The sequence below is a fragment of the Spirosoma sp. 209 genome (assembly GCF_002006735.1).
Taxonomy (GTDB): Bacteria; Bacteroidota; Bacteroidia; order Cytophagales; family Spirosomataceae; genus Spirosoma; species Spirosoma sordidisoli.
In genome coordinates, this window is record NZ_MVEC01000011.1 from 84,959 (window position 1) to 103,233 (window position 18,275).

Consider the following 18,275-nt stretch of genomic DNA (forward strand, 5'->3'; position numbering starts at 1 on the left):
AGAGGTGGGAGGCCAAAAGAAAGGCTGGGTTAATTGCCCAGTGCGCTGTAAATCAGGAGTTGATTGGTAGTGACTACCCGATCGCCTACGGCCAGGCCACCCGACAGGTAAGTGGTTGACCCGATGGTTTTGTAAATCGAAATTTCGCGCACGATGGGCTGATTATGCCGGTTGACGGCCACTACGAAATTGCGGTTTTTGTCGAACACCACGGCGCTTGCCGGAATAGCTACCCGCTGGTCATGACCGGCATAGGTAACGTTTACGTTGGCAAACATCTCGGGTTTAAGCGGATAAGGGTTCGGGCCTGTCGGCTGGTTATCGAGCGTGACCCGGATTTTCATCGTTTTGCTCTCCGGGTCGAGCATGTTGAAAATCTTGTCGATTCGCCCCCGAAACACTTTGTCAGGATAGGAGAGGGTCGTAATCGTTGCCCTGTCTCCTTCGTGCACGTTAGCCAGATCGGATTCGTAGACGTTGGCCAGTACCCAGACGTGGTCGAGGTTCGAAATGGTGAACAGGTTCTCGGGGTCATCGGACCGAATTTCCAGGCCGGGTGATGCTGTTTTTTCGACGATAAACCCGCTCATGGGCGCTTTCACGACGTATACTGACCCATTGCCACCCAGAATATGCCGTCGTTCGGCTACCCGGTTTACCTCGCCCCTGGCGGCCTGAAGCTGTTGCTGGCTGGCCACGAGTTCGCGCTGGGAGCTGAGGCCGGCCTGCGCCATATCTTCGGTTACCTGCAGGTTTTTCTGCGCCACTGATAACTGGCCACGAGCCGTAACGCCCTGCTGCTCCAGGTCGGCCAGGTCGCCGGATCGGATCACGGCCAGGGTTTGACCTTTTCGGACAAAATCGCCCAGATCTGCTTTGATCGCGTCAACGTGACCACCAACCAGTGGGAATACTTTGACGACCTGATCCTGATTGACCGTAACCTTACCGGTCAGGTTAAGTTCGTTCCGGGTGGTTTCGAGCTGGGCGGTATCGAAGGTGGCGCTGGCCAGCAGATTGGTTTTGGGGGTAACGGAGGTGGCTTGGGCCGGCGAATCGGAATGACCACAGCTGCTGAGGGCGCCTATGAGCAGGAGACCCGCCAGACTCGCCAGGCCTTTGGAGCCAGGTATCCGGTTCGTCTGATGAGCTAGCCGTACAATCAGGCCAAACGAAAAACGGGTAGCCATGGCCGATTTGGGATCGGCTGTTACGCCGAGCCGGTCAGACAGGCGTAGCGGTCGGCTACAGGGAAGAATAGTGGGGTGTCGTTTCATATCGAATGTCTGTCTTACCTATTCCTGTGTGTTCAGTCAATGCCGAAACGGATTGGTGCCGATGGCGTAGTCCAGTTCCTCGAGGCTTTGCATGCGGTCGTTCTGGAGCTGCGTAACCTGGATCTGGGTGTTTTTGTACGAATCGAAGAAGTCGAGAAACTCAACGACGTCAATATTCTGCTTGCGGTAGTTGATCGTCACGCCGTTGATCAGCCTGCCAAAGTCGCCGGTAAACTGGTTGTCGAAGGTGCGATAGAGCTGCTCGGTCTGTCTGGCTTTGTCGTAGGCCCGCTGTACCTCGCCGTCGACCTGGGCCCGGTAGGCGTTCGACAGGTACTGGCTGCTTTGCGTCCGGATCTGAGCGGCCTGAATATTTCCCTGGTTTCGGTTCAGGACGGGCAGTGAGATACCCACACCTACGCCAACGTAGTTGGGAATGTAGCCAGCGTTTCGGTCATACGTACCCTGTAGGGTCAGGTCCGGTACGGCCAGCGCTTTCTGAAGGGCCAGGTTCTGCTGCTCCTGCCTGGCCAGATCGCGGTAACTTTTCGCGTCGTAGCGATAATGCTCTGCCAGCTGATACAGGGTGTCCAGATTCAGCTGCGATACGTTGAACTGGCTCACCGAGTCGGTTGATACCACCGGGCGGATCACGGTAGCCGGTTTGATGTTTACCAGAATAGCCAGGTCAGACTGAGAGTCAGTAACCTGGCGGAGACGCTGCTGACGTTCGGTGGTCAGGTTGAAGAGGTAGGCTTTCAGGCGGGTCAGGTCCTTGAGCGGAACGTTCCCTTTGTCGAACTGCTGCTGGTAGAGCTGAACCGTTTGCTGCAGGGTGGCGATTTCTTCATCGTATACAGCCAGTAATTGCTGACCGTAGTACAGATCAAGGAAACTGGTATGCAGCTGATAGGTTAACGTACGGAGGAGGTCATAAAAACGGTCAGCAGCCAGGTCGGTACCGGTTTTGGCCAGAGCCAGCTGCTTATTCCGTTTCCCGGCCAGCCTGATCAGCTGCTGAACCTGGATTACCTGCTGGGAGTTTGCTTTGCCGAAGGGTAGTGCTTCATGCGTCAGCTGGTTGTACGGCATCGTCTCGACGTAGACCGACGGATTTACCCGCAGCTGAGCCTGTAACTCATACGCCTTGTTTTCGGGAATCCCCAGCTGGGCAGCCAGCAGGCTCAGATTATGGGCCCTAAACTGATCGTCGGCCTGTTGCAACGTGAGTTGTACTGTATCAGAAGCGGGGAGTTGAGGAGGGACGATCGTCTGCGCCACGAGAACGTGGATGCTGCTGGCTGCAAACACCAGCCAGCAAGCTAGCCACTGTTTGCGCGCCCGAAGCCGGACATATAGGGATGATCTACAAAACATAGCGTTAGTGCTGGTGTGTTTCGTAGCAAATGTCACGGGGCTGTATTAAGGCCCTCTTAAACAAAAATTAAAAGGCTGTTAAATAATGTGACCCGCTGGGGGCCGCATTTGTCATGTCGGGCTATGGCTGCGACCGATCTGGTTCCCAGCGCCCGGTTCTGATAGCCAGAGGCTATAAAGCAAGCGGCCTGCCGGGAATTTCCCGGCAGGCCGCTTTTTCAATAACGTTGAGTAAATCAGGAAGGTGATATTAGTTCACCTTGAAAGAGTCTTTTGTATTCTCGATACCAGACTGAGCATCGTCGGCCAGTTCATCCACTTTGTCGTTGTACTGGCTTTTTACTTTCTCCTTGTTGTATTCTGCCTCAGCCTGACCTTTGTACTGGTTCAGTTGATCTTTGGCTTTATCGGCATACTGGTTTACCTGCGTCTTAGCCTGTTCGTAGCCTTCTTTTACCTGAGCTACGCCTTTTTCCCACTGGTCTTTCAGATCGCCACTGCGTTTGTTGGCTTCTTCGGTCAGTTTCTCGCGGGTTTCTTTACCGCTGCGGGGCGCTGTGAGGATACCGATAACTACGCCAGTAATGATGCCTGTTAAAAAATCACGTGTACTTCTCATTGCTTTATTTGTTTTAGGTGATTGGTAGATGATTACTTCGCTTTCCGTTTTGCCTGAGCGACCAGGTCCTGCGTTTTAGACGAAGCGGAGTCAACGTAATCGTTGTACTGCTCTTTGATACTGTCTAAGCCAGACTGAAGCTGATCCTGCAAATCCTTGAAGAACGAATCTGACTCAGAAGAGATTTTCCGACGAGTATTCTTGCCACTCTCCGGCGCCAGCAGAATGCCTACTACAGCACCAACCGCGAGGCCTATCAGTATTCCGGGTAACGATTTCATTGGCTGTATCTTTAGTGAATGAAACAAATACGCTAAATCACTAGAAAATTTTGTACCACATTGCCGTAAATATAGTAAATAGCTCACTGACAGTATATTAAATAACTACCGTCGTTGAGTATACGGTAGGGTGTTTGAGGAGTATTTTCTACAAGGGCGTCCACGATTTACGCAATTTGGAAAACAACACCCCCATACTTGCCAGTTAGAGAACCATGACCACCACTACACTCGTCCTGCTTGTCTACACCGGTTTTTTGGTGCTGGCTTCATTCATCCACCTCATCCGGCTCGACTACTGGTGGGTTCGTATCTGGGACTTTCCTCACCTGCAGCTTACAGCCCTCACGGTGCTGGGTCTGGTTGCCTGGCTGCTGGCCGATCAGTCGACCCAGTGGCCTCTGACCATTGCCCCAGTGGGTCTGCTGGCCGCCAGCATTTACCAGGGCTGGCTGATTCGGCCATATACGCCCCTCGCTAAAAAGCAGGTCAGGGCGGTAAGGCGTAAGGGCGGGGGGAGCCAGGTGGAAGAAAATACGCTGCGGCTGCTGACGGCGAACGTGTTTATGGAAAACACGCACGTACCAGATGTAAAGCGATTGATCGAGAAACACCAGCCTGATGTCGTGCTGTTACTGGAAACCAACGAAGCCTGGCGCCAGCAGCTGGAGGCTATTGAACAGAACTACCCGCATCGGCTGCTGTGTCCCCTCGAGAATACGTATGGTATGTTGCTGTATTCACGGCTGCCGCTGCATAACCCGCAAATCCGGTTTCTGATTCAGGACGATATTCCGTCCATGTACGTGCAGCTGGAGCTCCCGTCGGGTCAGCAGGTGCATTTCTACGGTGTTCATCCCATGCCTCCCAGCCCTACGGAACACTACCGGTCTACCGAGCGGGATGCGGAGCTGCTGCTGGTGGGTAAAGAATGTCGTAAGCATACAGGGCCAATCGTCGTAGCCGGCGATCTGAACGACGTGGCCTGGTCACATACGACCCGGCTGTTTCAGCGCGTCAGCGGGCTGCTGGACCCGCGGGTAGGGCGGGGTCTGTATAGTACGTTTCATGCGCATTACTTTTTTCTGCGCTGGCCGCTCGATCACGTTTTCGTCTCGCATCATTTCCGGCTCAAGCAGTTGCGCCGGCTACCCAACTGTGGGTCCGACCATTTTCCCATCCTGGTATCGCTTACGTACCAGCCTGATCCGGCCACAGCTACCGAAGAACCGAAACCTGAGGGCGATGACCTGAAAGAAGCACGTGACATCATTGACCGCGCTACCTAATCTGGTCATTGATCATGCCGAGATTAGGTAGCGTGGATTGCTCGGGCAGGGATAAAAAAAATCCCTGCGCTCAACTTGGCGCAGGGATTCCGTACCCACCGTAACTTGTACTTAACCTAAAATGAAACCACCTAAACCTAAACGTTTCAACGTATTAGGAATTCTGTGACCCCAACCCGTAGCTGGCTACCAGGTCGGTATATTTTTAAGGAAACCAAATCTTCACACCCCTCGTCCCTGAATCAGGCGCAGAACAATTGCAATGATTGCAATTACCAGCAAAACGTGGATCAGATTGCCCAGACCAAAGCTGCCGAATCCGATAAAGCCAAGTAGCCAGATAATGATCAGGACTACGGCAATTGTATAAAGAAGGTTTCCCATAACGTTTCGTGAGTAAATCAGAAATTAATATCTCGCACTTGTTATTCCCTCTAGAAAATTCTGTGCCAGCACCGCCCGTTCGCAGCATAAAGTAGAGCCGAAATGGCCTACATGCTTGAAAATGAGTTACTAGGTAGTAAACTTAGCCGCTAACAAGGTCAAATGAGTATAATAATGTCTACCGAAGAAGTGTGGAAAAAAATACACATCTGTAGAACAATCGGGGAAAATAAGCGCACATTGCCACAGTGCGTTACCTCATATGTTATAAGTAGTATTACCTGAAAGAATAAGTTGCTGCAGGTAATAGGCTTGTTAATCAGCCATTAACGCAGAAATTGAATGAAATTAATGGGCGTGCTATCGTTTCGGCACTAAATTTTATATAAAGAGTAGCATAGAAGTTCATAAAATGCTACGTACCGTGGTAAGCACAATGACAGGAGCCAGTGTGGGCCAGCAATACCGACCAGCCGTAATGAATGCAGTGAGTAACGCCAAACGCGTGTTAATAGTCGACGACGAAGCCGACATCTGTTTGTTACTGTCCGGTTTACTTCGTCGGTTGGGTTACCAACCGACCTGTGCCCACTTCATAGAAGAAGGCAGACAGTGCCTGAGCGCACAGCAGTTTGACGCTGTGTTTTTAGACCTAAACCTGCCCGATGGGTTGGGGTTTGATCTGCTGCCGTCTATCAAGCAGGAGCAGGCTGACACCAAGATTATCATGATCAGCGCCTTTGACGGACAGGCCGAACGCAGACGCGCTACCGAGCAGGGAGCCGACTATTTTATAGGCAAACCGTTTACCAGAAGGTCGGTTGAAATGGCTTTGCAAACCATTCAGGTTTGAGTAACTTTGTTCAAGCAGCCAACAACGCTTCGTTATTTCCTGTTAACATAGTTAGCCTTGGGCTGTCTGAGTAAGCTACTGCCTCTTCATGGAGAAAATATTAATCATTGACGATAACAACGACATATGCCTGCTGCTGGAACGGTTTCTTGGCAAACAGGGATATAAAACAGCGTCGGTGCAACGGGGAGAGGACGGGCTCGTTCTGCTTCGTAAGGAATCGTTCGAACTAGTCATCTGCGATTTCAAGCTACCGGATATCGATGGACTGGAGATGCTGCGCCGAATCAAGGTCATGCATCCAACCACGGCCGTGATCATCATTACCGGTTATTCTGACGTACGGGTGGCTGTGCAGACGGTGAAGCACGGTGCCTATGATTACGTAACCAAGCCGCTCTACCCTGACGAAATTCTTTACACCATCAAAGGCGCGCTGGAACGTCGCAGTCAGTCGCTCACCCAGCCAGCTGCAACAACCGCCAGTCCGGCAAAAGCTACTTCCACCAGAGCTGCTGGTAATAAAGGCTCGCTGGCCCCTGATGGTAAACGGTTCATCTTCGGCAAAAGCCGGGTAGCCGAACAACTCCAGAAACATATTGATCTCATTGCCCCCACAGACATGTCGGTTATTATTACCGGCGAGACAGGTACAGGCAAAGAGTTTGTAGCCAACGCCATTCACCTCAAAAGCAAACGGGCCGACAAATCCTTCGTGGCTATCGACTGCGGAGCGTTGAGCAAGGAACTGGCCGGCAGCGAATTGTTTGGCCACGTAAAGGGTGCGTTTACCGGGGCCATGTCCGATAAAGCCGGGAGCTTCGAGTTCGCCAACGGCGGAACCTTATTCCTCGATGAGATCGGCAACCTGTCCTACGACAACCAGATCAAGTTGCTTCGGGTGTTGCAGGAGCGTAAGATTCGGCGCATTGGTAGCAACCAGGATATTGCCGTCGATGTGCGGATTATCGTAGCCACGAATGAAGACCTGCGCGAAGCCGTTCGCCAGGGGCGCTTTCGCGAGGATATTTACCACCGGATCGACGAGTTCGAAATTCATCTGTCGCCCCTGCGCGAACGCAAGGCCGATATTATGATCTTTGCCGAACACTTTCTGGAACTGGCCAACCGGCAGCTCGAAAAGGATATTCTTGGCTTCGATGATGAAGCGAAGGAGAAACTGAAAGAGTACTACTGGCACGGAAACCTTCGAGAACTGCAGAACGTGGTAAAACGGGCTGTACTGCTGACATCGGGAGATTATGTGGAGGCCGATGTACTCCCCCATGAAATAATCACCCCTCAGTATTTTGCCCCCGACGATACCGCAGGCAACGTTCAGGTTTCGTTTGATCCGGCCCGACCGGGTGTGCCCGTTATGAGTCAGTCGGCCGCCAACCTGAAATCAGTGTCGGAAAACGCCGAGCGGGTCGCCATCTTGAAGGTACTTGAGAAAACCGGCTACAATAAAACCAAAGCCGCTGAAGTGCTCAACATCGATCGCAAAACGCTTTACAACAAACTCAAAGCATACGATATTCATCTCTAGCATATAGAGTGTATAAACATAAGAAAGGCCGCCTGAATCTGATTCAGGCGGCCTTTCTTATGGGCAGTTTCTTAGTTGATGCTTACACCTACCGACAGTAACCCTACGCTGTTTTTGGCATTACCCAGCAACGTACGGGCGGCTCCGCTGTTCGCAATCCGCTGTAACCCCTGCTCATAGCGAGCGCCGATAAAGGCTTTACCGAAGTAGATGTTGAGTCCGCCAGCGATACCGTAATCGACCTTGTTGAAGTTATCGCGGTTGATCGCGCTACTGCCGCTCCCGAAATCGCCGTTCGAGTTGATGTTCGAGTTCAGTAGATAGGCTGCGTAAGGGCCGGCCTGGAGTTCAACGGCCTGGCCCAGTTTGAACGTCAGTAATACGGGCAGCTCAGCGTAGTTAAGTCTGAATGTATTACGTCCGTTAAAACCCAGCAGGTTGTAATCGGCAGAAGCACCTTTGGTCGAGTAGAGCAATTCAGGCTGAATGGCCAGAAATTCGCCAAGTGGTGCCTGCGCAAACAAGCCTGCGTGGAATCCGATACGCTCATTTTTGTTGCTGACACCCTGGTTATCGTAAAAAAGTGAGCTTGCGTTCAGCCCCCCTTTGATACCTGTTCTGACCCGGCCCTGGGCGAGGGCGTCAGATGAAGGAAAAACAAGGCTGCCTACAGCCAGGGCTGCAGTAGCTACCAGTAGGTTCATCGACTTTTTCATAACGATCTAGTGATTTACGTGAAGAGCAGGTCCACCATTAACTCAGTTGCACCGACTCATGACGGCTAATATGTCAAAATCGTGCCAAAAGTCTTCTGAATGCATTTGAAGGGCCTATCGTGTTGCATTTTACCACTTTATCGGGGTAGATCGGAAAAAGAGCGGAGCGAAGTACTGACAGCTGTTGCGTAATAATCTCCCCATTTTGTAGAACATAGACAATCCTAATCTGAAATCAGGAAGCACACATCTGTTCATGAGTATCCCTGTTCTATATACGTAAAAAGCTGTCAATCAGGCTAAGTCTGCTGATTCGGTATAAATACTATCCTATGGCAGGATAGGTTACGTTATTTTAATGGATAGTCACTGCCGGGAGTTGGGCAATTTTGCTTAGTTTTGACAAGTATAATGCCGATTGCCAGGCATTATGCGGTACATGTATTATACGTTATCTGGCTGTTGACAGCGCGTATGAAGCTGTTACATTTGTCTGAGCGTATTCTACCTCTTTTTAGAACTACCGTAACGAACTACTTTACCGAATCTATGCACCGTAAGCCTACCAGTATGACTATTCTGATTGCTGACGATGACCATGATGATCGCTTGTTTATGGAGCAGGCGCTGCGTCAGAATGGATTTTCTCAAACGATACAGTTTGTTGAGGACGGTGAAGAGTTGATGGAGTACCTGCGCCACGAAGGTCGCTTCCTCGACCAGAACGTACCCTGGCCCAATCTGCTCATTCTTGATCTGAATATGCCTCGTAAGAACGGATTTCAGGCGCTGGAAGAAATTAAAGACGATCCTAAATTACGTCGCCTGCCGGTAGTTGTGATGACTACTTCGTCGGCCGACGAGGATGTGGTGAAAACGTATAACCTGGGCGTTAACTCATTTGTCACCAAGCCCTTTAACTTCAGCCGCCTGGTCGAGATGGTTGGAGCGCTGAAGACGTACTGGATGGACACGGTTAAGCTACCCTGACAGCTTGGGGCTATCCAGGAGGTCAGCTATTTGGATTGTATATTGTATGAAATTAACACAAACTGGTTCCTGTTAACTACTCACTGTTATGATGCCGGTTGTTGCTCCCCTCGACGTTACCGAAAAGAAGAATGTGATCCGGGTTCTCCTGGTTGAAGATGATGAGGATGATTACATGCTGACCAAGGCCCTGGTTTCGGCCCGGGAAAATGCAAACATCAAACTCGACTGGGTAGAAAGTTATGACCGGGCGCTGTTAGCTATAGAAGCCAATGAGCATGATGTGTATCTGGTCGATTACCGATTGGGCCATCATACGGGCATTGATCTCATCCAGGAAGCCTTTCGCGCCGGCTGCCGTGCCCCCATGATTCTGCTTACCGGGCAGGATGACCTGACGGTCGATCAGTCGGCTCTTGAGCTGGGTGCGGCCGATTACCTGGTAAAGGGACGCATCGACGCTCAGTTGTTGGGGCGTAGTATTCGATACGCCCTTCGCCAGGCCAGCGTTCTGGCCGAAGTAGCCCAGAAAGAAAACAAATACCGGTCGTTATTCGAACGGTCTATCGATGCCATCTTCGTGGCAAATAATGAGTTGCGCTTCCGGGATGCGAACCCGTCGGTAGAACGACTGCTGGGGTACAGCCGTGACGAACTGCGGCTGCTCAATCCCGCGCGGCTCTTTGCCGACCTGAACCACCTGCGCGAGCTGCGATTCAACGTTCGGGAGCATGGCCAGATCAAAGATTATGAAACAACCCTCATCAACCGAAACGGTCGTAAGCGCATCTGCCTGATTTCGGTCTGGGCGGTAGAAGATGTGGTTGGCAAACCCGAGTGGTATCAGGGTATAGTACGCGATATCACCGAGCAGAAGCGGGCGCAGCAGGATCTCATCCTGGCCGAAAAGCTTACCATGACGGGTAAGATTGCCCGGAGCATTGCCCACGAAGTTCGCAACCCGCTGACCAACCTGAGCCTGGCTCTGGAGCAGCTCAAAGATGAACTGGATACCGACAATGAGTACGTAACTATGTTCACCGATATCATCGGGCGTAACGTTGATCGGATTGGCCAGTTGATTACCGAGATGCTCAACTCCTCCAAACCCCGCGAGCTGGACCGTAAAAAGCAGGACTTCAACGCCGTTGTCAAAGCCACACTGCAGCTCATTGCCGACCGGATCAAGCTGAAACGGATGCGCCTGGAGGTATCGCTCGCCCCCGATGATTGCACAGCCCTGCTCGACCGGGATCAGGTAAAAACGGCGCTGCTCAACATACTCGTCAACGCCGTAGAGGCCATGGAAGAAGGCAAAGGTATTCTGTCCATCAAAACGAGTTGTATTGAAGACAACTGGGTTTGTGTGGAAGTGGCCGATAACGGGGGAGGCATCAGCGATGCTGACCGGCAGCGGCTCTTCGATCCGTTCTTTACGGGAAAGTCGGGCGGCATGGGGCTGGGCCTGACCGCTACGCAGAACATCATCAACAGTCACAAAGGCACCATAGAGGTAGATAGCCAGGTAGGGCAGGGAACCACCTTCCGACTGCTCTTCCCGAAGTAAACCGTCGGCAAACCATTCTGAAGTAGATACTGATCTCTTCAACAGAAGCCGCCCGTCAATTCCCCCGGGCGGAGTCGGCTTGTGGCAGTAACCCAGCGATGATACTCGCGCCCGGTCCGGGGTATTCAGGCGATGATCTAATGCTACAGTGTGCTATTCCCATTTGGGATACCAGTTGCGGTTCGACTGAGTCGGTGGGGGTTACCAACAACCTGGGAGGAGAGGGTGACGTGACTTAATCACGCTATAGCTGACTACAACCAATCCTGCCCCTTTATCAGCGAAGACGAAGGGGGGCGAGCCATGCTTAGTTATTGATTCTTGATGCGTTGGCGGGAGTGGGGTAGTGAAAACAGGGCCGGTGGTCTGTTACCAACCGATCGTTTAGCCGTAGACACAGAAAAAGGCCACTTCTCAGTTGGCCTCAGATCTGGTATTTTCCTCGTGTTCGTTGTGCGGAAAAAACTGTTTATGAGACGAAAGGTCAATTAACCGAAATTATTATTTGAAGTCAGATAACTCTCCTCCCATTTGACTCATGCTCATTGGCTTACGCTTGGCATCTAGCCTGAATAAAGTATCTGATAACGCTTTTGCCGTTAAACTCGTTGCCGTGAGTTGAATCTTCCAGCCGCGTTCATCCAGCATAAATTGCAGGGGAGTACCCGGCAGTTTACTGACCGAATTAAAAAGGGTACCCAACGGAATATCAATTGCTCTGGTGATAACGGCCTCCGGCGATGTCTGATTCGAACCTCCTTTAAGTGCTACTTTTTCGGCCGGTAGATTAAGCCAGGTTGTCTTTTGAAGTACTCGATCAACCGTGTAGAACTCCATGCCCTGAAGAGCCTGCTCCGCTAAAAGCTGTTTTTCCTCCTCGTGAGTCATAAACAGGGCAATACTATCGAGTATCCTGTTAATGGGTTTGGTGGACTCGGTATATAGATAAGCCCCCTTATCATTACGGATATAAATATCTTTCATGATGTCAGTTGAATCGAATTTATTGACTCGCCAAATTTCGATCCGCACGGCATTCCCCTTTTTGTACACTATCGTTTGAGTAGGAAAGAGGGGAGGGCCACCAGGTTCTGCCTGGGTAATCGTATCCGCTTTATAGCTGATTACTCCTTCCAGGAAGGGCCTTTGAGCCAACAGGCTGGACAAAAGGCAGAGAACAAGCAGGCAACTAAGGACGATACGTTTTACAAAATTCATGATCTGTTACTCGCTGGCTAAAAGAACTTATGGTAGAAGATTACACGGAGAGTTACCTGCAGGCGGTTTCTGAGATAGCGGTGATTGTTATAAAAGAAGGCGGGTGACAAAGAACATACGCCTTTTGGGGATAGCCTCCTTCCCGATATTGAAAGTAAAAGGTAGAATCGTTTTGAGTTAATACCGCGCCAGACGACCCCTTAAAAGTAAGGCTGTCAAGATTCGCTACCACACAATTCGGACGTAAACCATATAATGAACTTCGCCACTCTTGGCCAATAGGCGTGCCATCTACGATTTGAATCACTACCCCCTCGCAATAGCTGGTAATGTAACGGCCTCTAACGCATAACTGATTAACAGAGGAAGGGTCATGACAACTTAGCAAGGCAAGTAATATGACACTGGCTACGATTCGCATAAGCTACGTTTTAGACGTAGACCTGAAGATGTAGTCGAGAGTTGGAAACGTGCTTTTTTATTAATGAATGATCAAACATTCTTGTAAATGTAGTAACCAATTTCCAGAGTTGACACACTGTATACACACTAAATGGGAGCTACTCTGGGTTGGGCGAACAGTCGACTCAGCAGCGCCTTACTAAACCCTCTAAAGGTTGTTTGGGAAAGAGTGATTAAGACGCTAAAGCCATGCGGGTACCGATCTTATACCCCCACCCCCCCTAAGAGCTTGTTTGGGGAAGGAATTGATGTGAATTCCACTAGCCTGAGGGGCTACCGTTTCACCCCCCAGCCCCCTAAAGGGGGAGCCCATTCGGCGAAGCTAACTCCCCCTTTAGGGGGCTGGGGGGGGGAAACGGTAGCCATTCGAGCCGACTAGCGTCCACAAGTATCTTCCCTAAACTCAGGGGCCAGGTGTAATCTGACTTCCCTAAACAGGCTCTTAATGGTCAACCCGACAAACTAAGGCACACCGTTTTCGCCAGCGCCCTTGCTGACGGAGGGGCGGCAAATGGTTCTGCGCCGTTAAAACCAGTCCGGAGTCACCCGCATGGCGCACCTGTAGTGATGCCAGTATGCCTTCTGGACAGGTGGATTTTCTGCTGATGAACATTGGGTAATTTAATACACACTGACCCGGCAGAATATACACAGTCACTATACCCCTGATTCTGTCTGGAGCGGAAAATGAGTTAACCTATATTTTGTAAACTGCTGACCTTTAATAGTTTGTATTGGTTTACTAATCCTGAAGACCGGCTGGTTCATGTCGTGGCATGATATAGGCACTCTGTTCTGCGAAAAGGTAACTAACATGATGTGGACCGCTACTCACTTCCCAGCCGCAATGCGCTCGCTTAACCCCGGTACCCGGGCGAAAGCTATTGAGATTGCCAACCAGCTTTTGGAACAGGGACAGCTGGATAAACAACAGGTTATTCTGACCAGTGTGAGCGAGGCCCGTCGTCTGGCCCGCCGGCTGCACAGTGATAACGATTCACTGGTGCAGGGCACTCATTCATTCGTTTAACGACCCTAACCTCAATATAGTCATTGCGTTATGATCTGGAAGAAGAACATCTACGACACCCTTACTGGCTGTGCTACCCTCTGTGATTCGTTTGCAACCGAATGCTCACGGCATGAGGACATTGAAAACTGGTACCGGAGTATTTTCCTGAATCTCGATTGTGCCGACATGTGCCGTCAGCTGGCCATGCTTTACGTGCGCGGTTCAGAAAATACTCGTCTGCTGGCCAGCGCCTGCATTGAGGTTTGTGAGAAATGCGCCCAGGAAGTACTCCAGTTTGAAAACGATCGCTGCCAGCAGGTGTACGCCATGTGTCAGCAAACGATTCACTGCTGCGTGAGCATACTGGAGATGAGCGGCCAGACCAGTGCGGTACATCCGGCCACAACCCCCATGTCGCTCTTCTACGGAATCGACCTGCGCGAAACATTATACAACTAATTCGAGTCATATAGGGTAGATAGCAGGCGCTTTACCCGTCAACGCCGGACTCTGAGGAGCCGACGACGCTACCTGATATGACAACCTATTCGCGTTATGGAAACGAAACCACAGAAAAACGATCAACTGGAGAAAGTACGTAAGATGGTTGGCAACATTCGGATTGCCATGATGACAACCGTCGATGAAGAAGGTCATCTGCAAAGTAGGCCAATGGCTGTTTTACAAATGGATGAAGACGGCACACTCTGGTTCTTTACCCAAAAAACGTCGCCCAAAGTAGATCAGATCGAGCAGCACGACAAGCAGGTCAACATTGCCTTTGCCGACGTTAGTGATGCCGATTACGTATCTATCTCGGGTACAGCCGAAGAGCTTCACGACCAGGCCAAGATCGACGAGCTCTGGAATCCGCAGGCCAAGGCCTGGTTTCCCAACGGCAAAGACGATCCGAATCTAACGCTGCTCAAGGTGCATACCCGCATGGCCGAGTATTGGGATTCTAACGACAGCACCATGGTCCGGCTGTTTCAGCAAGCCTCGGCTGCGCTGACAGGAACGACACCCAAAATGGGCGAAAACGAAAAAGTATACAATTAACAGTAACAAAGCGAGCCGAACGGCTGGCCGAAGCAACTGCTTCAGTCGGTCGTTCGGCTCGCTTTGTGTTGCTACCAGGAAGATGATCGTTACTCAGACTGACGAAGGTTGGCGAATTATTAACCAGCAGGCGCACGGGCTGCTGGCTGTACAGGCGGCTATGCACTGGCAGGACGCGAAACGCCCCATCTATTGGGTAGAGACCCTTATTGCCCTGACTGAGCACGACGACGGGCAGGACCCCTGGCAGGGCCGTAACCACCTGACCACGGCTGGCGCCCCTCTCCATTTTCAAATTCTCCAGTACTCGGTAGACCAGTGTCGGAGTATGATCCAGATTGGCCTGCAGAAGAGCCGCTGGAATGCCCTGATGCTGTCGATGCATACGTCTTTCCTGTACGAACCCAAACGGGGGACGGATGCCGCCCTGGACGAGTTCCTGGACCAGCAGGTTGATAACCAGAAAAAGTGGCGCAGGCAGTGCGGAGCCAGTAAAGACGAAGCCCGGTATGCCTACGATTTTGTGCAGTGGTGCGATGCGCTGTCGCTGGTGCTTTGTCTGGATCAGGTGCCGCCCGAAGGCCGACGTTTAGAGGTAAGCGTAGGCCCCGATGGCGTATCGTATTACATCTCACAGCGCCCCGACGAATCGCTTTGCCTCGATCCCTGGCCCTTCGATCAGCCGGAACTAACGGTACACGTCGAAACCTTCCCGCTGAAGCAACTGGTATTCAGCTCGGACGAAGAGCTGTACAACGCTATTCAGGATGCGCCCGTGGCAGTGAAAACCTGGACGTTCAGGCAGTAATCGACCAATGCTGAGCGAGTCTGTCGTTTAAAGGGGGCGTAAATCTGATATTTACCGGCCGATGCCTTAACTTGGGAACGCTATTCCTAAGTCACACTTTTACGTTCGTTCAATAATGCAAACGGTCACGATAAACCGCCGTCGTTTCCTGCAGGGTACGTCAGCGTCGCTTGCTCTTACTACACTGGGTGCCAATAGCCTGGCTTTCTCGACCCCTCCCAAAACGTACCGCGTAGGCCTGATCGGCACGGGCTGGTACGGTAAAAGCGATTTGTTCCGGCTAATCCAGGTCGCCCCGGTCGAGGTGGTGTCACTGTGCGACGTTGATAAAAATCAGCTTTCTCAGGCCGCAAAACTTGTCAGTCAGCGTCAGAAATCGGGACAGACACCCCGGCAGTATGAAGATTATCGGAAGATGCTGGCCGAAAACAAACTCGACATCGTTCTGATCGGCTCGCCTGACCACTGGCACGCGCTTCAGGCTATCGAAGCCATGAAGTCAGGGGCACACGTCTACGTGCAGAAACCCATCAGCGTGGATGTGCTGGAAGGGGAGGCTATGGTAGCCGCTGCGCGGAAATACAACCGGGTTGTACAGGTAGGCACCCAGCGCCGGAGTACCCCCCACCTAATCGATGCCAAGAAAAACGTAGTCGATGCGGGGTTGCTGGGAAAGATATCGCACGTGGAAATGTGCTGCTATTACCACATGAAGGCCAACGGGAACCCGCCGGTAGTGCCTGTCCCGGATTTCCTTAACTATGACCTGTGGACGGGCCCGGCTCCCCTTCGTCCGTACGATGGCCTGCCGCACATTCGCTGGTGGCGCACGTTCATGGAATACGGCAACGGTATCATGGGCGATATGTGCGTACATATGTTCGATGCCGTTCGCTGGATGCTGGGTCTGGGCTGGCCCAATAAGATCAGCTCAACCGGAGGCATCTATGTGCAGACAGAAGGTAAGTCGAACATTGCCGACACGCAAACGGCCGTTTTTGAGTATGACAACCTGAACTGTGTGTGGCAGCACCGGTCCTGGGGAACGCCCGCCAATCCCGACTATCCATGGGCGTTTACGCTCTACGGTGAAAAAGGTACGCTTATGGCCAGCACGATGAGCTACGACTTTGTGCCGCAGGGGAAAGAAGGGCCGGCCAAAATTCATAAAGACGTCGTGTTCGAGAAAGAAAAGTATCCGGAAGACCTTACCGAAGAGCGTATCGAACTGAACGCGGCCCCGGCTACCCGGCAACACATGCTTAATTTCCTGGAAGCGATCGAGACGAACGGCCGCCCCGTAGCCAACATTGACGAGGCTCATATATCGACCGCCAGCTGTATACTGGCCAACATCTCCATGAAGATCGGCCGACCGGTGGTATACGATCCTAAAAAGCACGTTGTCGTGGGCGACAAGGAGGCCACCGCCCTGCTGAAACGACCCTACCGGCAGCCCTGGAAACACCCGTATCAAAGCTAGTTACAACACGTTCGAGTCGATGGCCAGGGCCTTCAGAACAGCCGGGTCACATCAGCAAAAACACCGTTTATAAAATATTCAGCCCATTTTTTGACGGTTCAGCCCGAAAAGCGTCTGAACAGACAGGTTCTTCCACTAGGCCTGTCTGTTTAGATGACTTCCTCTGCTCCTAAAAAAACAGTTCTTGGTACGTTACGAGACCTACTGGCTCAGCTGGTTCCTGTTCTCCTCCGCTGGCTTGGCTTCAGACTACTGTCCCGCTCCGAAACCTACTCATTTCTGGCTAAGTACGTGGTTTCCGAGCAGGCGGGTAATCAGCTGAAGCTACGGAACGTATACGATGCCCTTGAGCCCGATAAACTCATTTTCGCCGAAACCGTAGCGACCAGCGAAACCAGCTTCGTCTGGGATTACCATTGCCCGAATAGCAAAGCCGTTATGTTACCTCTCGGCAGTGTCAGAACCCAGGGGCGGGTACTCTGCACGGATTTCGATGACCTGCGGGGGGTGGTCAAAGCGGCCCTGTTCCCGACCAGGCGAAAAACCGTCCGGGCTAAAGTGCTGATCGCGCCCTGGAGCCACCAGCTCGACGGGGTTCGCTACGGAGGGTATTACGATTTCATGATGCTGGTAGGGGCCAAGCTTTGCCGGATCAGGGAAACCATACCGGCTCAGGTACTGGCCAATGCGGTGGTGGCTTACCCGCTGTTCAACACATCGTACGAACGGGAGTTGCTGACCCTGCTCGGGTTTCGACCGGATCAGATTATCGACAGCCGCCATACCGAAGTGATCGCCGACCGCTGTATTCTGGCTAACAACGGCGACTGGTCTTACCCCAACTCAGCCTCCATTCAGGCGTTGAAGAACCACGTTGAAAAAGCGGTATCGGCTAATGTCCAGCAACCCCAACGGATCTATATCCGCCGGTCGGGTCGCCGTCGGGTCAGCAACGAAGCAGAGCTGATAGCGTTACTGAACGACTATCAGTTTACCATCATCAACGATGAGCCCCGAACCATAGCCGAACAGGTTGCGATCTATTCGAACGCGTCGTTCATCCTGGGCCCACACGGGGCCTCGTTTACGAACCTGATCTGGTGCAAGCCAGGAACCGCTCTCTTCGAGCTGTTTTCGCCCAAGTACGTGGTCGATTATTTCTTCTACCTGTCTGCCTGGGCAGGACTGCGGTACGCGGCTACGTATTCTGGTGCGCTGGACGATGATCGCGATCTCGAAGCTGACGTTCACGTATCTATACCGGCCTTACGAGCCGCCCTTGATCAGCTGTTCGAGCCAGCTTACTAAGAAAAAAGCGGACCGTCTGGTCC

At 51.9% G+C, this 18,275-nt stretch carries 18 protein-coding genes; 11 read left to right on the top strand and 7 right to left on the bottom strand.

The window, feature by feature from the left end:
• Positions 1–29: 29 nt before the first annotated feature.
• The 4 genes from B1C80_RS18540 to B1C80_RS18555 all read right to left on the bottom strand — a co-directional run bounded on the left by B1C80_RS18540 (position 30) and on the right by B1C80_RS18555 (position 3,554).
• The gene (locus B1C80_RS18540; protein WP_077922701.1) at positions 30–1,277 is read right to left on the bottom strand and encodes an efflux RND transporter periplasmic adaptor subunit; all 1,248 of its coding nucleotides are present in this window, start codon (positions 1,275–1,277) and stop codon (positions 30–32) included.
• 36 nt (positions 1,278–1,313) lie between these two features.
• Positions 1,314–2,654 carry a TolC family protein gene (locus tag B1C80_RS18545; RefSeq protein WP_077922702.1) on the bottom strand — a complete coding sequence of 447 codons (1,341 nt, stop codon included), beginning with the start codon at positions 2,652–2,654 and terminating at the stop codon, positions 1,314–1,316.
• Positions 2,655–2,904: 250 nt separating this feature from the next.
• The gene (locus tag B1C80_RS18550) at positions 2,905–3,273 is read right to left on the bottom strand and encodes a YtxH domain-containing protein (protein ID WP_077922703.1); all 369 of its coding nucleotides are present in this window, start codon (positions 3,271–3,273) and stop codon (positions 2,905–2,907) included.
• 32 nt (positions 3,274–3,305) lie between these two features.
• Complete coding sequence (locus B1C80_RS18555) at positions 3,306–3,554, bottom strand: YtxH domain-containing protein (RefSeq protein ID WP_077922704.1); 249 nt, start codon at positions 3,552–3,554, stop codon at positions 3,306–3,308.
• 215 nt (positions 3,555–3,769) lie between these two features.
• Between B1C80_RS18555 and B1C80_RS18560 the strand changes: the two genes are divergently transcribed.
• Entirely contained in the window at positions 3,770–4,843 is a 1,074-nt protein-coding gene (locus tag B1C80_RS18560) for an endonuclease/exonuclease/phosphatase family protein (protein WP_077922705.1), read from the top strand.
• Between the two features lie 222 nt (positions 4,844–5,065).
• Here the strand turns inward: B1C80_RS18560 and B1C80_RS28165 are convergent, their stop codons facing one another.
• The gene (locus B1C80_RS28165) at positions 5,066–5,227 is read right to left on the bottom strand and encodes a lmo0937 family membrane protein (RefSeq protein ID WP_129601427.1); all 162 of its coding nucleotides are present in this window, start codon (positions 5,225–5,227) and stop codon (positions 5,066–5,068) included.
• Between the two features lie 478 nt (positions 5,228–5,705).
• Here B1C80_RS28165 and B1C80_RS18565 point away from each other — a divergent pair, with 478 nt between their 5' ends.
• A complete protein-coding gene (locus tag B1C80_RS18565) occupies positions 5,706–6,080 on the top strand; it encodes a response regulator transcription factor (RefSeq protein WP_077922706.1) in 375 nt (124 codons plus the stop codon).
• An 88-nt stretch (positions 6,081–6,168) separates the two neighbouring features.
• Positions 6,169–7,629, top strand: a complete 1,461-nt coding sequence (locus B1C80_RS18570; RefSeq protein WP_077922707.1) for a sigma-54 dependent transcriptional regulator — start codon at positions 6,169–6,171, stop codon at positions 7,627–7,629.
• Between the two features lie 71 nt (positions 7,630–7,700).
• Here B1C80_RS18570 and B1C80_RS18575 read toward each other — a convergent pair whose 3' ends face one another.
• Positions 7,701–8,345, bottom strand: coding sequence for a porin family protein (locus B1C80_RS18575; protein WP_077922708.1), 645 nt, complete (start codon positions 8,343–8,345; stop codon positions 7,701–7,703).
• A gap of 570 nt (positions 8,346–8,915) precedes the next feature.
• Here B1C80_RS18575 and B1C80_RS18580 point away from each other — a divergent pair.
• Together B1C80_RS18580 and B1C80_RS18585 are read left to right on the top strand one after the other, a co-directional pair.
• The gene (locus tag B1C80_RS18580) at positions 8,916–9,335 is read left to right on the top strand and encodes a response regulator (protein ID WP_077922867.1); all 420 of its coding nucleotides are present in this window, start codon (positions 8,916–8,918) and stop codon (positions 9,333–9,335) included.
• Positions 9,336–9,423: 88 nt separating this feature from the next.
• Positions 9,424–10,902: a hybrid sensor histidine kinase/response regulator gene (locus B1C80_RS18585; RefSeq protein ID WP_077922709.1), complete on the top strand. Its 1,479-nt coding sequence runs from the start codon at positions 9,424–9,426 to the stop codon at positions 10,900–10,902.
• A gap of 501 nt (positions 10,903–11,403) precedes the next feature.
• Here the strand turns inward: B1C80_RS18585 and B1C80_RS18590 are convergent.
• Positions 11,404–12,120, bottom strand: coding sequence for a hypothetical protein (locus tag B1C80_RS18590; protein ID WP_077922710.1), 717 nt, complete (start codon positions 12,118–12,120; stop codon positions 11,404–11,406).
• Between the two features lie 1,309 nt (positions 12,121–13,429).
• On the opposite strand from B1C80_RS18590, the gene B1C80_RS18595 reads away from it, so the two are divergent.
• From B1C80_RS18595 to B1C80_RS18620, 6 genes are all read left to right on the top strand, one after another.
• Positions 13,430–13,612: a hypothetical protein gene (locus tag B1C80_RS18595; protein ID WP_236648832.1), complete on the top strand. Its 183-nt coding sequence runs from the start codon at positions 13,430–13,432 to the stop codon at positions 13,610–13,612.
• Between the two features lie 30 nt (positions 13,613–13,642).
• On the top strand, positions 13,643–14,053 hold the full coding sequence (locus tag B1C80_RS18600; protein WP_077922712.1) for a four-helix bundle copper-binding protein: 411 nt from the start codon (positions 13,643–13,645) through the stop codon (positions 14,051–14,053).
• Positions 14,054–14,149: 96 nt separating this feature from the next.
• A complete protein-coding gene (locus B1C80_RS18605; protein WP_077922713.1) occupies positions 14,150–14,653 on the top strand; it encodes a pyridoxamine 5'-phosphate oxidase family protein in 504 nt (167 codons plus the stop codon).
• 82 nt (positions 14,654–14,735) lie between these two features.
• Positions 14,736–15,461 (top strand): DUF3891 family protein, encoded by a 726-nt coding sequence (locus tag B1C80_RS18610; RefSeq protein ID WP_077922714.1) that lies wholly within the window; start codon positions 14,736–14,738, stop codon positions 15,459–15,461.
• 115 nt (positions 15,462–15,576) lie between these two features.
• Positions 15,577–16,944, top strand: coding sequence for a Gfo/Idh/MocA family protein (locus tag B1C80_RS18615; protein WP_077922715.1), 1,368 nt, complete (start codon positions 15,577–15,579; stop codon positions 16,942–16,944).
• A gap of 153 nt (positions 16,945–17,097) precedes the next feature.
• Positions 17,098–18,252, top strand: a complete 1,155-nt coding sequence (locus B1C80_RS18620) for a DUF563 domain-containing protein (protein WP_077922716.1) — start codon at positions 17,098–17,100, stop codon at positions 18,250–18,252.
• Positions 18,253–18,275: the final 23 nt, after the last annotated feature.

Coding starts and splice junctions, on each gene's coding strand:
- B1C80_RS18540 (WP_077922701.1), bottom strand. CDS start 1,277: ATGAAACGACACCCCACTATTCTTCCCTGTAGCCGACCGCTACGCCTG.
- B1C80_RS18545 (WP_077922702.1), bottom strand. CDS start 2,654: ATGTTTTGTAGATCATCCCTATATGTCCGGCTTCGGGCGCGCAAACAG.
- B1C80_RS18550 (WP_077922703.1), bottom strand. CDS start 3,273: ATGAGAAGTACACGTGATTTTTTAACAGGCATCATTACTGGCGTAGTT.
- B1C80_RS18555 (WP_077922704.1), bottom strand. CDS start 3,554: ATGAAATCGTTACCCGGAATACTGATAGGCCTCGCGGTTGGTGCTGTA.
- B1C80_RS18560 (WP_077922705.1), top strand. CDS start 3,770: ATGACCACCACTACACTCGTCCTGCTTGTCTACACCGGTTTTTTGGTG.
- B1C80_RS28165 (WP_129601427.1), bottom strand. CDS start 5,227: ATGGGAAACCTTCTTTATACAATTGCCGTAGTCCTGATCATTATCTGG.
- B1C80_RS18565 (WP_077922706.1), top strand. CDS start 5,706: ATGAATGCAGTGAGTAACGCCAAACGCGTGTTAATAGTCGACGACGAA.
- B1C80_RS18570 (WP_077922707.1), top strand. CDS start 6,169: ATGGAGAAAATATTAATCATTGACGATAACAACGACATATGCCTGCTG.
- B1C80_RS18575 (WP_077922708.1), bottom strand. CDS start 8,345: ATGAAAAAGTCGATGAACCTACTGGTAGCTACTGCAGCCCTGGCTGTA.
- B1C80_RS18580 (WP_077922867.1), top strand. CDS start 8,916: ATGACTATTCTGATTGCTGACGATGACCATGATGATCGCTTGTTTATG.
- B1C80_RS18585 (WP_077922709.1), top strand. CDS start 9,424: ATGATGCCGGTTGTTGCTCCCCTCGACGTTACCGAAAAGAAGAATGTG.
- B1C80_RS18590 (WP_077922710.1), bottom strand. CDS start 12,120: ATGAATTTTGTAAAACGTATCGTCCTTAGTTGCCTGCTTGTTCTCTGC.
- B1C80_RS18595 (WP_236648832.1), top strand. CDS start 13,430: ATGCGCTCGCTTAACCCCGGTACCCGGGCGAAAGCTATTGAGATTGCC.
- B1C80_RS18600 (WP_077922712.1), top strand. CDS start 13,643: ATGATCTGGAAGAAGAACATCTACGACACCCTTACTGGCTGTGCTACC.
- B1C80_RS18605 (WP_077922713.1), top strand. CDS start 14,150: ATGGAAACGAAACCACAGAAAAACGATCAACTGGAGAAAGTACGTAAG.
- B1C80_RS18610 (WP_077922714.1), top strand. CDS start 14,736: ATGATCGTTACTCAGACTGACGAAGGTTGGCGAATTATTAACCAGCAG.
- B1C80_RS18615 (WP_077922715.1), top strand. CDS start 15,577: ATGCAAACGGTCACGATAAACCGCCGTCGTTTCCTGCAGGGTACGTCA.
- B1C80_RS18620 (WP_077922716.1), top strand. CDS start 17,098: ATGACTTCCTCTGCTCCTAAAAAAACAGTTCTTGGTACGTTACGAGAC.